General features: G+C 54.7%; 13 protein-coding genes. 6 read left to right on the top strand and 7 right to left on the bottom strand.

Going from position 1 to position 11,612, the window contains the following annotated elements; all coding sequences use genetic code 11:
• Nucleotides 1-8 precede the first annotated feature (8 nt).
• From AC6CHM_RS21670 to AC6CHM_RS21660, 3 genes are read right to left on the bottom strand one after another with little or no spacing between them, the layout of a single operon-like run.
• Nucleotides 9-506 (bottom strand): cupredoxin domain-containing protein, encoded by a 498-nt coding sequence (locus AC6CHM_RS21670; protein ID WP_498174806.1) that lies wholly within the window; start codon nt 504-506, stop codon nt 9-11.
• A 27-nt stretch (nt 507-533) separates the two neighbouring features.
• Nucleotides 534-1,511, bottom strand: coding sequence for a YVTN family beta-propeller repeat protein (locus AC6CHM_RS21665; protein ID WP_498174804.1), 978 nt, complete (start codon nt 1,509-1,511; stop codon nt 534-536).
• Nucleotides 1,512-1,540: 29 nt separating this feature from the next.
• The gene (locus AC6CHM_RS21660) at nt 1,541-2,680 is read right to left on the bottom strand and encodes an ABC transporter substrate-binding protein (protein WP_498174802.1); all 1,140 of its coding nucleotides are present in this window, start codon (nt 2,678-2,680) and stop codon (nt 1,541-1,543) included.
• A gap of 249 nt (nt 2,681-2,929) precedes the next feature.
• Here AC6CHM_RS21660 and AC6CHM_RS21655 point away from each other — a divergent pair, with 249 nt between their 5' ends.
• From AC6CHM_RS21655 to AC6CHM_RS21635, 5 genes are read left to right on the top strand one after another with little or no spacing between them, the layout of a single operon-like run.
• Entirely contained in the window at nt 2,930-4,102 is a 1,173-nt protein-coding gene (locus AC6CHM_RS21655; protein WP_498174801.1) for a (5-formylfuran-3-yl)methyl phosphate synthase, read from the top strand.
• Complete coding sequence (locus AC6CHM_RS21650) at nt 4,099-4,734, top strand: amino acid kinase family protein (protein WP_498174798.1); 636 nt, start codon at nt 4,099-4,101, stop codon at nt 4,732-4,734. The genes AC6CHM_RS21655 and AC6CHM_RS21650 overlap by 4 nt, the downstream gene beginning before the upstream one ends.
• Nucleotides 4,731-5,282, top strand: a complete 552-nt coding sequence (locus tag AC6CHM_RS21645) for a flavoprotein (protein ID WP_498174796.1) — start codon at nt 4,731-4,733, stop codon at nt 5,280-5,282. Before AC6CHM_RS21650 ends, AC6CHM_RS21645 begins: the two co-directional genes overlap by 4 nt.
• Nucleotides 5,275-6,675 (top strand): DUF6513 domain-containing protein, encoded by a 1,401-nt coding sequence (locus AC6CHM_RS21640; protein WP_498174794.1) that lies wholly within the window; start codon nt 5,275-5,277, stop codon nt 6,673-6,675. The genes AC6CHM_RS21645 and AC6CHM_RS21640 overlap by 8 nt, the downstream gene beginning before the upstream one ends.
• A complete protein-coding gene (locus AC6CHM_RS21635; RefSeq protein WP_498174792.1) occupies nt 6,672-7,235 on the top strand; it encodes a DUF447 domain-containing protein in 564 nt (187 codons plus the stop codon). Before AC6CHM_RS21640 ends, AC6CHM_RS21635 begins: the two co-directional genes overlap by 4 nt.
• Nucleotides 7,236-7,248: 13 nt before the next feature.
• Here AC6CHM_RS21635 and AC6CHM_RS21630 read toward each other — a convergent pair whose 3' ends face one another.
• Nucleotides 7,249-8,313, bottom strand: a complete 1,065-nt coding sequence (locus AC6CHM_RS21630) for a hydantoinase/oxoprolinase family protein (RefSeq protein ID WP_115053894.1) — start codon at nt 8,311-8,313, stop codon at nt 7,249-7,251.
• A gap of 27 nt (nt 8,314-8,340) precedes the next feature.
• On the opposite strand from AC6CHM_RS21630, the gene AC6CHM_RS21625 reads away from it, so the two are divergent.
• Nucleotides 8,341-9,039 carry a HisA/HisF-related TIM barrel protein gene (locus AC6CHM_RS21625; RefSeq protein ID WP_498174789.1) on the top strand — a complete coding sequence of 233 codons (699 nt, stop codon included), beginning with the start codon at nt 8,341-8,343 and terminating at the stop codon, nt 9,037-9,039.
• 137 nt (nt 9,040-9,176) lie between these two features.
• Here AC6CHM_RS21625 and fae read toward each other — a convergent pair whose 3' ends face one another.
• The 3 genes from fae to AC6CHM_RS21610 form a co-directional block, all read right to left on the bottom strand.
• Entirely contained in the window at nt 9,177-9,683 is a 507-nt protein-coding gene (fae, locus tag AC6CHM_RS21620) for a formaldehyde-activating enzyme (RefSeq protein WP_115054086.1), read from the bottom strand.
• Nucleotides 9,684-9,836: 153 nt separating this feature from the next.
• Nucleotides 9,837-10,700: a triphosphoribosyl-dephospho-CoA synthase gene (locus AC6CHM_RS21615; RefSeq protein WP_498174786.1), complete on the bottom strand. Its 864-nt coding sequence runs from the start codon at nt 10,698-10,700 to the stop codon at nt 9,837-9,839.
• Complete coding sequence (locus tag AC6CHM_RS21610) at nt 10,697-11,611, bottom strand: ATP-grasp domain-containing protein (RefSeq protein ID WP_498174784.1); 915 nt, start codon at nt 11,609-11,611, stop codon at nt 10,697-10,699. Before AC6CHM_RS21610 ends, AC6CHM_RS21615 begins: the two co-directional genes overlap by 4 nt.
• Between the last annotated feature and the right edge of the window lies 1 nt (nt 11,612).

Raw genomic sequence — 11,612 nt, 5'->3', positions numbered from 1 at the left:
CACGGCTGCTATTTGATAGTTATTGTACCCTTCATGCCTTTGTCAGCAAGGTCGGGCACCGACCATGTATACTTGCCCGGACGCACGGCGGTAAACTGGACATTGATGGTGCCGGGCGCATCAAATTCCAGCCAGGCCGGGGCGCCGTTCATATGGACTTCAAGATCATTGATGACGATCTGGTTCATCCAGACATTCCTGAACAGATCGGTTGCAAACTTATATTCCAACCCTGCCGCGGACGTGATCTTCCAACGGTATCCCTGTCCTGCCACCAGCTCGAAATCCTTCTGGTTTACGGTAAACTCATCATCTTTTGAGCCAAGGATGAGCTCCGGCACGTTTTTGCTGGCGCGGGTCACGGCCGGCGCTTTGGCCTGCGTCTCCGTCTTCGGGGCAGCCTGTGCGTCATCGTCATCTTCGTCATCGGCCTGTGCGAATGCCGGCGATTGAGCAATCAGAACACCAAAAAGTGCCGCCAATGCCAGTGTCTTGTAGTTGGTCATTTGTCTATCCTCCCTTGAAAGCTCATGTCAGTTCGGCGATACGGCAACGCCCCACGGCAATTGTCCGACCGTGACGGATTTGATCGGTTCGTCGGTCGCAGTGTCGATGAAGGTAATGTCATTCGATAGGCCATTTGTGCTGATGATCGTTTTGCCATCAGGCAGGAAGGCGAGCTGCCATACACGCTGGCCCACCAGTACATATTTTTCCACCTCGTAGGTTTGCGTGTTGATCACGGCAACACGATTGGCAGGGCCCAGTGCTACATAGGCTTTTTTGCCATCCGCGGTGATGCGTATGCCTACGGGCTGGATTTGCTCGGAGCGCAGGCCCTGCACTTCAAAGGTGATCTTGTGTTTGACTTCACGCGTTTTGTTATCGATCACTGATACGGTGCCGCCGATTTCCGCCGAGACCCAGACCTCAGATCCGTCCGGTTTGAATTCGGCAAAGCGCGGGCGGGAATCCACCAGGACATTATCGGTGATTTCATGACTCGAGGTATCGATGAAATGAGCCATGTTGGTGGTTTCAGAGGTGTTGACAATGGTTTTTCCGTCGGGACTAACGCCCATTCCTTCAGGTTCTACCCCCACCGGGATCTCGGCGATGACGGTTTTTCCTACAATGTCGATCGCGGTCACCAGATTGTCATCCTCATTGGCAACGTAAAGCGTCTTGCCATCTGGTGATAGGACGAAAAGTTCAGGATCCGGCCCTGACGGCAAAGAACCAACAATCTCGTTGGTGGCAGCATCTATGATCTCGACTGTATCATCGTCGCTGGCACACACGTAAATGAGTTTTCCGTCGTGAGAAATTGTAATGCCGCGCGGCCTTTGTCCGACATTGATCGTCTTGACCACCTCCATGGTTTTGGAGTCAACGACGGTGACCGTATTGTCCTTTTCGTTAGACACGTAGACCATGTTTGCCCAGGCGGGCTGTATAAGAAACGGCATTGCTGCTGCGGCCGCAGCAAGCAGGCACATGTGTCGGTGCATTTTGTCCTCCCCTTGAAATTGCGTTGTGATCAAAGCCGGCACTTTGTCTCAGGCCGATCCACTCCCAGCGTGTCGAGTTCCGAAAACTGATGCAGAAACCCTTCCTGCGGCGATGTCGAGACAACTCCGTCAGCGTCGCCAATCAGGATTGGCTGCCTCAGCTGCCAGTTCCAGTCGCGGAAGCTGAGCTTTTGTCCCTTGAAGGCTGCAATCGAAAAATCCTGCGATTTAAGGTAATCCTCAACCTGTTTTGGGTCGTTGGATTTGACGCGCGTTGTTGCCTCGCCAAGAAGGCGTACAGCGGTCCAGGCCTGCATGTCTTTGGAAAGCATCCGGCGGCCGATCGTTTTGTTGAAGCGGTTCTGGATCTGGGTTCCGCCCCATTGTTCGCTGGCCGGATGCCAGCTGGACGCGATCAGACCGGCCGTTCCGGCGACGGGTCGGGGTGTCCATGTGCGATAGGGGACATAGCTGCCGAAAACTTCGCTTTCGTCTGCGACGATGACAACATCATGCTCCGGTAGGTTCTGGGTGAAGACCGGCATCTGCTTTTGCACCTGCACGATACCACTGTCGGTTCTGCGGGCAGTCCCCTTATCTTCGTATATGCGCTCTTCAACGATGGTTGCGCCAAATCGTGTGGCTGCCCGTCGTACTGCTTGCGCATAAAGCCCGTCCCGTTCATGGGAGCCATAAAGCAGAACCCATTTGCGCCATTGTTTCCACACCAGATATTGCGCCAGTCCATCGGCCAACATTGTCCGTGTGGGCGCTGTGTGAAAAATATCGGCGCGGCATTCCTCCTCGCGCAGGATATCGTCCGTTGCGCCAACATTGAACAGGACGACACCCGCTTCTTTTGCAATGTCCGCAACGGACAATAGTTGCTTTGCGGAAATGTCGGTCAGGATGAAACGGTCACCCCGGCTCACCATCTGCCTGAATGCGGGGACCACATCGGCATCGAACTTTGTTTCCAAGACGTCCAGCACAAAGCTTTGGCCAAGAAATTTCCCCGTCGTGTTGTTGTCGTTGACAGCGACATTCGCACCGGCAACCCCTTCGTCACGGGGTGGAACATTCAGGACCGAAAGCGCCAGTTGCGGCTCATAAGCGCGCAGATAGCCAATCCGGGTTTCCACGACGGGCTTTGCTGCCTTGTTTGTCAAGGAACTTTGAGCGTATGGCTCACAGACGTTGACGAACTGCAAAAAAAAGCCGAATAAAAACGTGAGAGTGATTGGCACCGTACTCTTCATAACCATACCATTCATACATGCCGCCATTCATGTGATGGCGGTTGATCAAGAACAGAGGTGCCCAAAAATGGTTGTAAACAACCCCGCTATAATCTCAACCCTTGATGTCAGCTTTTCTTTCAAAACAGACGGATTTCGTCGTGCCCGGGGTGTGCTGTGATGGCAAGAATGTTGGCCAGTGTTCAGAACCGCGAGGAAGCCGAACTCGTCTTCCAGAGCGGGGCGGATATCATCGACCTGAAGAATCCGGCAAATGGGGCGCTTGGTGCCGTTGATCCCGCCAAAGTATTGGAAGTTATTGATTTTGTTGATGGGAGGTGCGCAGTGAGCGCCGCCTGCGGCGACCTTCCGATGGACCCTGAAATCATCAGGGCGACGGCCGAGCGTTTTGCTGCCACGGGTGCCAACTATATCAAGATCGGCTTTTTTCCGTCTCCGAATTTGAGTAGTTGCATGGAGGCACTGAGATCTCTTGCTACACACAATAAATTGATCGGCGTATTGTTTGCCGACTACAAGGACAAATATGGCAGTGACCTGTTTGACCGGCTAAAGGCAAATGGCTTCCACGGTGTAATGATTGATACCGCAGACAAGTCCAAGGGACGTTTGCTCGCTCATATGGCGCCCGACCAGATCGGCAATTTTATCACGGAAGGCCAGGCGCGCGGATTGATGGTCGGAGTGGCGGGATCGCTCGAAGCTCCGGACGTTCCCAGGCTTCTGGCTTATAGTCCGGACTATCTCGGTTTTCGCGGCGCGCTGTGTTCGGGGCGTGACCGCACTGCGGCCATCGATCTTCGTGCCGCAATAAAAATACGCGGCCTCATTCCCGCCGTGCAGGAGAACGGGCCGCCGGCCAGGGTCGACTACAAGCTGCTGGCTGCCCGGGGATATTATCCCGATCCCGCACAGGCTGGACTTGGCACCGACAAGATATTCGTTCGTGCCTTTGTCCTGCCTGTGCAGATCGGGGCATACAGCTTCGAGCACGGGAAATCCCAAAATGTCAGTTTTGATGTCACGGCTGATGTTTTGCGTGTAACCCGCAACCCCGAAGATATGCGTCATGTTGTATCCTACGACCTGATCATGGACGGGATTCGCGCTATTGTGGGCCGTGGACATGTGGAATTGGTGGAAACGCTTGCAGAGCAGATCGCTTCCTTCATTCTTGAAAATCCGCGGGTTACCCAGGTCACGGTGCGTGCGGAGAAACTTGAACTGGGCGCCGGGGGCGTCGGCGTGGAAATCGAGCGCAAAAATGAAATAAAAGCCTCGTTGGTCAAGCCGACGGGCGCTCCTGTCCAGATCGGGCACAAATCGCCATGAAACCTGCCATCGTGAAACTTGGGGGGAGCACGGCCGGCGAAACGCAGATGCAGCATTGGATCGATGCCATCGTAAATGCGGCATTTCCGGTCGTTATCGTGCCGGGTGGCGGACCATTTGCCGACCAGGTGCGGATATCGCAGCGCCGGCTCGATTACTCCGATCAGGCGGCCCATGCCATGGCGATCCTTGCCATGGACCAATTTGGTATTGCCATTGCGGAACGTCATCCCAGCCTGCGTATGGCGCGCACAGTTCACGAAATCGAGGCATTCCTCTATATGGGGCACACGCCGGTGTGGCTTCCCTCGACGATGACGATCGGCGCTGCCGATATTCCCTGTTCGTGGGATATCACCTCGGATAGTCTATCTGCCTGGCTGGCTGGCCTCTTGAGCGCTGACGATATGCTTCTCATCAAGCAGACGGATGAGTATCAGCATTTTTCAACGCTCGAGAAGCTTGCGGCGGCCGGTATTGTCGATGGCATGTTGACGGCCATGCTCACCGGCGATATCCGCGTTCATATTGTGGGCCCGCAAATCATGAATTGGCTCGATTTGCCGTTGACGAAGATACCGGGCAGTTTAATCCTGCAGGACAGACAAATTGAAGCGATGAGCCTGCGATGACCCGACTGCATACACCGCGCTGGGCTTGGGCGCTGACAGGCTCAGGACATTTCTTCATCGAGAGTTTCGAACTGATCCGCACCCTCAGACATTGCGATGTCTTTGTCTCAAAGGCGGCCAATGAAGTGTTGCGCATGTATAAACTTGAACTGGACTTTCCCGCCACGACGCGCGTTCTCCACGACAAGACTGCAAGTTCCTTACCCGTCGGCGGCTTTTATTCGGGTGTGTATCATACGGCGGTCATTGCCCCGGCAACCTCGAACACTGTGGCAAAGTGCGTGGCCGGGATATCGGATTCGCTGCCGACCAACGTATACGCGCAAGCGGGAAAATGCCGGATACCCAGTATCGTTTTCGCCTGTGATACTGCGCCTGAACTTGAAACGATGGCCCCCGGCGGCATGGTAAAGGTCTATCCCAGACCCATCGATCTTGAGAATACGGGAAAACTCAAGCACTACGAACGGACGCTGGTTGTGGAATCCCTGGCCGAGCTGGTGGAGGTGATCGAACGCCGTCAAAGCGAGCTTGGTGGTGATGAGTGAACACCTGATTTTCGTTACCGGGCATCTGGCTCATGCACGACTGGAGCGCATTCTTGCGGGCATCGATACGTCTGCCTTCACTTATGAGATCGTAGATATAGGGGTCAAGGTTGCCGCCCTGATGACCGAAGATATCATCGTGCGGCGCCTGAAAATGCCGATCAAAGCCGACCGCATCATTCTTCCGGGCCGCTATCGCGGCAAACTTGACAGTTTGAGCCAGCACTACGGCATCGCGTTCATGCGCGGTCCCGATGAAGTCGCCGATCTGCCGGCCTTTCTCGGGCGGGCAGGACAGCCGGTGGATTTATCCGGCCACGACATGCGGATATTTGCTGAAATAGTCGATGCATCATCGCTTTCCCTGGATGAACTTATACGGCGTGCAATGCAGTTGGCCGATGCCGGTGCCGATGTGATTGATCTGGGCTGCCTGCCTGAAACACCCTTTCCGCATCTTGCAGGTGCCGTGCGCAGCCTGAAGAAAAAAGGCCTGTCGGTCAGTATTGATTCAGCCAATGTTGAAGAATTGGAGACGGGCGCGGCGGCCGGTGCTGATTTTCTTCTCAGCTTGACCGAACATACCCTGCAACTGGCAACCAGATATCCCGTTACGCCGGTTCTCGTTCCCGCCGATGCCGGCGATCTTGACTCTCTTGGCAGGGCAATCACGGCTGCGCAAGCCGCAAAGATCAGCTTCATTGCCGATCCCGTGCTCGACCCAATTCACTTCGGTTTCAGCCAGTCGATCGGGCGGTTTTTGGAGGCGCGCCGCCGCTGGCCCACCATTCCCATGATGATGGGTACAGGCAATCTTACCGAACTTACCGATGCCGATTCATCCGGTGTCACCGCTCTGCTTGCAGGAATTTGTTCGGAGCTTTCGATCGGCAATGTACTGGTGGTCAATGTCAGCCCGCATACCGTCCGTACCGTCGAGGAGCATGATCGCGCCCGCCGTATCATGTTCGCGGCCAAACAGGATCATTCCCTGCCTCGCGGTTACGATGCCGGGCTGCTGCAGGTGCATGACCGCAAACCCTATCCCAGCAGTGTACAGGATATTGCCACCCTGGCTGCTGATGTGCGCGATGCCAATTTCCGGATCATGACGGCGCCTGATGGTGTGCATGTGTTCAATTCCAAGGGGCACAGCGTGGAACAAGATGCATTCGAGTTTTTCCCCGCTCTGGGCGTTGAGACAGATGGAGCGCATGCGTTTTATCTGGGAGCGGAATTAACAAAGGCCGAGATCGCATGGAAACTTGGCAAGCGCTATAGTCAGGACGAACCACTTGAATGGGGTGTCGGCACACCGGGCAAACCAAAAGATCGCCTCAGGCTGGCGGAAGCGGGACATACGCTTCGTGGAAAAAAGGATAAGACGACTTGACCTATATCAGGGAAACAATCGTCACAACCATGAGCGGCGACGGCATTATCCACATTGCGCCGCTGGGCATTATCCAGCATGGTCAAGGCTGGATAATAGCACCGTTCCGACCCTCAAAAACCCTGGAAAACCTGGCGGCCGTGCCTTTTGCCATAGCCAATTACACCGATGACATGAGAATTTTCGCCGGTTGTCTTACCGGCCGCAAAGACTGGCCGACGGTCCCAGTAGATGATTGTCCCGTTCCCAGACTCAAGTCAGCCCTTAGCCACTCTGTCCTCGAAGTGGTTTCCGTTGAAAATGATGAATTGCGGCCCCGGCATATCTGCAAGGTTATATCAGAGGCGATACATGCTCCCTATACGGGGCTGAACCGTGCCAAGGCGGCGGTTCTGGAGCTTGCCATTCTGGTCAGCCGCCTGCAAATGCTACCGCCCGAAAAGGTTGCCGCAGAGATAGACTATCTGAAAATCGCTATCGAAAAAACCGCGGGTCCGGACGAGCTTGAGGCATGGTCATGGCTCATGCAAAAAGTCACGGATCAGCAACCGGCAAGTTAATGGCAAGGTGGGGTCACGATTGCAGGTGAATTGAGCCGAGAACGGCGACTGCCGCGGCCGGCGCCGCTTTGGCGGCGGCCTCACGGACATTGTCGCTCGCCGGTATCAATGTACCAAAATCAAGATAGGGCCGGTTTAATCGCTTGGCCAATGCAGCGACCTGCGGACGGCCGATCCCTGCACCCACCACGGGGGCGGAGCCATCAGGTCCAAGTATTTGTGCAACACGAAAAGCGCCGTCGTGGATCATGCGTAGCTGGTGCTCGCTGAACCAACGTGCAATCTCCATCCATTCTTGATCATCGAGATCGCTTCGATCCCGTCCAACCATTCTGGCTATGCGCTCCATGGAGTCCGCCAGGGTTTTCGGTCGACGATCGGCAGACGGATATTTGTCATCCGTCTCTTCAAGAGTGCCCAGAATGCGGCCAATGTCGGCGGTGTTGGCGAAATATTCATTCATCAGGGGTGTCATGGCACCGCGCACGGGAACCAGCGCTGCTATGCCGATGAGTGCCGAACGGGAAAATCCAGTGTAGACCAGCTCGCCGCTGAGCAGTCTCTCGGCATCCGTATAGCCAATATTGGCCAGTTCAGAATTTTTAAATGCCAGAATATCCGTTGTCGTTGAGCCCATATCAACAAACAGGCCATTACCGGCCAACTTTGCGGTGAGCGAGGATGTGGCGTGCCAGTTGGCTGAAGCAATGTCGCCGCCCAGTTTGCGCGCGGCGCTGATTGTGCAGAAGTTCGCGCGGCCAGCGTAAATCAGTGTGTTTTTGCTACCAAACTCTTCTTCGATAAAATCAAGCAAGGCTGCGATGCCCGCATCCCGCGAAGCGAACGTATCGGAAAGTTCACCAGTCATAGTAAAGATGTTGAACACATCTTTTTGCGGTACAGGTTGGATTGCACGCAGGGCATTGCGCGTTTGATCCAATCCCAGCCACAGAGGTGTTTTGAAAATTTCAGCCGAAACGATCATGCCGTTTTCGCACCGCGCCATCTTGAGATGCGCACCGCCAATATCCCAACCATTGATCAGGGGCTTTCTTTCGTTGGCAAATCGGGATTTCATGGACAGACTGTTCCTTGGATTCTTAACGTGCATATCATTCCAGTACTCGACATTAAAGATGGGTTTGTTGTTCGTGCTCGCATGGGTGAGCGCGAATGCTATCGCCCGATTGAGACACCCTTGAGTCAAACGGCCCGGCTGCCGGATGTCGCCAACGGCTTGCGGACAGTCCATCCATTCGAAGCATTTTATATTGCCGACCTCGACGCAATTTTGCACCGTGACTCAACAGAGACCGTCTTGGCCAGGATTGAGCCTCTCCTCGACAGCTACAAAATATGGCTCGATGCCGGTTTTTCGCAGTTGCAGCAGTTTGAGACAATTTTGGCCAAGAGGGGTATCTGCCCCGTTCTTGGGTCTGAATCTCAGCAAGATGCATCCGTGCTTCGAGCTTTGCGCAACCACGCACAATTGGTTCTGTCGCTGGATTTTCGCGGTGATGAGTTTATCGGACCTTCATCTATTCTTGAAAGCAATTCAGACTGGCCCGAGCGCATTATCGTTATGACCCTTCGGCGCATTGGAGCCGGTATCGGGCCGGATTTCGACCGGCTAAAAGCAATCAAACAACGAGCCGACGGGCGCATTGTCATGGCTGCAGGTGGTATCCGAAATATCCACGATCTCGAGCGCCTGGAGGAGATCGGCATTTCCGGCGCGCTCGTAGCGACATCACTGCACGATGGAACATTGAACCGGCAGGCGATTGCCGGTCTCCTCCAATGATTATAGTCAGACAAGGATTGGGAAGAAATTGCCATTTCCCCCCAATCTTCAGTTCAAAAACCCAGACGTTTTGCCAACCGGCGCAACAGGCCATCGGTTTCGACAGAGGGCGAACTCTGTGCGGGGTTGTCTCGTGTCTAAGCGCTGAATGGATGCTTGACTGAATCGCGGGCTGCAGTTGCTTCCGCCGCTGTAGGCTTGCCGGTCACCGCCCTTTCGATGGCTTCCTTGGTCGCGCGATAGTTAAAGTCCTGAATTTTGGCATCATCCTCTGCTTCCCAGTGAATGAAGACGCCAACGCAGATAAAGACATCATCAGCTTCGTCAGCCGGAATTGTGCCATCGGCAACACTGTCCTGAACAGCCTTCGCCACAGCATGCTGTGCGGGACCGAACATCTGGACAGCCTGCTTTGCTCCTTTGATGGTCACCTTGTTGAACAGGATCGTGTTCGGTTTGCAGGCCATATTGGGCGCTATGACCGCAAGAAGAGACGTAAACCCGTCCTTGTTGTTGGTCAGAGCATTGCAGAATGCTGTTTCAACTGCGCTGCCACGCGGCCCGATCAACAGATCGATATGCGCAACTTCATTCCCATCGCCAATCAGCGATTCGCCAACCATAACTTTATTGATTTTTGCCACGGCCAAATTCCTCCCTAAACCGTTTCCAAAAGGTATGTCCACAGACGCCGTACACTCGAGACACGACTCTCGATGGACAGCTATCCTTGTTCACAGCACCCTTGGATGGGGTCGGTTGGCCAGATAGCAGCGGATGAAATCCGCTGCTTAAATTCAAGCATTTACATGGCCATTATGCAAGAGCCAGTTGAGTTTGAATGCAAAAAGGCATGCCACGGTCAGGTCTGCCGATGTTCCAGGATTGACGTTTGCGGCCTTTAGCCTGGCATCAAAGGAAAGGAGCAGTTTTTCACGCTCCCTGCCATCTCGAATGCCCCGTACTTTATCCAGGATTTGCCGCGCTTCATTTCTTGTCTGTTCAGCGATTGCGACACTGTGCTTGCGAACGATGTGACTGTCCACAAAGTTTGAAAGGAAATGAAGGTAGACAAAAACGGTCGGCCACATGTCCTGCTCACCGCAGTCCATTGCAGCCATATGTGCCTGAAGCCCTCCATCAAGAATGTCGGAAAAATCGGTCACATATTGCCGAGCGATCATGTCGCGGTCCGCAGCAGCTCCCATTGCTTCCAGCAGTGATACGTCGGGCGCATCGTTGACATCGTGCTCGGGCGCTGAACCAAGCCCGCCCGGGCGCGCATGCACAATGGCGGCAAATATATTGCGGGCGTCCTCTATACCCAGGCTTTGCAGGGTCGCCTTTATCCCGGTTTCAAGGTCGCCTGCCGACATTTCAGCAGTTTTCGCCAAAGGCGCACAAAGGAGAAGAATTCCAAGATTGGTGTTCGTACCGATCTTGAGCGACGTCGCCTTGACGGCATCCAGAATCCGCTCTCCAACGGAAAGGGCGCGATTGGATATCGGGGCTGCAGACACTTGTGCACTGGCCAGGAATTGCTGGGCAGTCATACGGTGGCCATCGGCAAAACGATGTACATTGCCTGGCTTCAGAGCCTCGATTTCCTGATAGCACGCATAGATGTAGGCTCGCCTGACCTGTTGCCTCGTCAAAGTCACGCCGCAGGTCTTTCGGATAAACCTGGCGCAATCATGGAGACAAGGGCATCCGCAATGCTTTCCGCGATCCGTATAGGAACGACAGACTGCAATCCGGTCCAGGCGGGCATGCTGTTCACCTCGAGAATGAGAAGCCTGCCATCCGATGCCGGAATAATGTCAACTCCGGCAAAGTCGGTCCCGATGGCGGCAGAGGCGGCAAGAGCCAGCTTTTCCAATTCCGCCCGCAATGGCCCGACGACAGTCTGTCCTTTGCCACCCTTGGCGATATTGGTTATCCAGCCTTCGGCGCGGCGTTCCATCATGCCGAGCACCTTGCCGGCACAAGTGAAAACCCGGTAATCGCAGTAAGGTGCACCCGATCGTGCCACGAAACGCTGCAGATAATAGACATCGTCAATTTCTTCCGGATCGGGCAAATCGTCAATGTTTTGAATAAGCCGGATACCGCGTCCCTGCGAGCCGAAAAGCGGTTTGAGCACCAGTGGTCCCTTGGTCAGCTCGCGCACGGCCACGGCCCTGGCATTGGCGAGGCTTTCCACGGCAAAGGTTTCGGGAGTTGGCAAGCCAGCCTGTGTGAGAAAGAATGTGGTCGTGGATTTGTCGACGCATCGCTCGACGGCTTTTGCCGAATTCCACACGGGCACGCCGAGATGAGCGAGCGCATGCAAAACGCCAAGCCTGCGGGTGATTGCTTCAAATGTTCCTGAAGAAATCGAACGCACAACAGAAGCATCCGGCAGAGCGCCATTCATGCCAGGGATCGCAATGCCGGAGGGGTAGCGGCTATCAAAGCCGATATCCGAAAGCGGATAGGTCAAAACGGTCATGCCACGCTTACGCAGTGCCGTCCGGAGTTCCCTGACCTGCCGGTCGATCCGGTCGGAAAGAATGAGTATCGTTTCTGCCATG

Source organism: Phyllobacterium sp. GQ127, from assembly GCF_059758635.1.
Note: the sequence above shows the minus strand (reverse complement) of the source record. Positions and strands in the feature narration are given on the sequence as shown.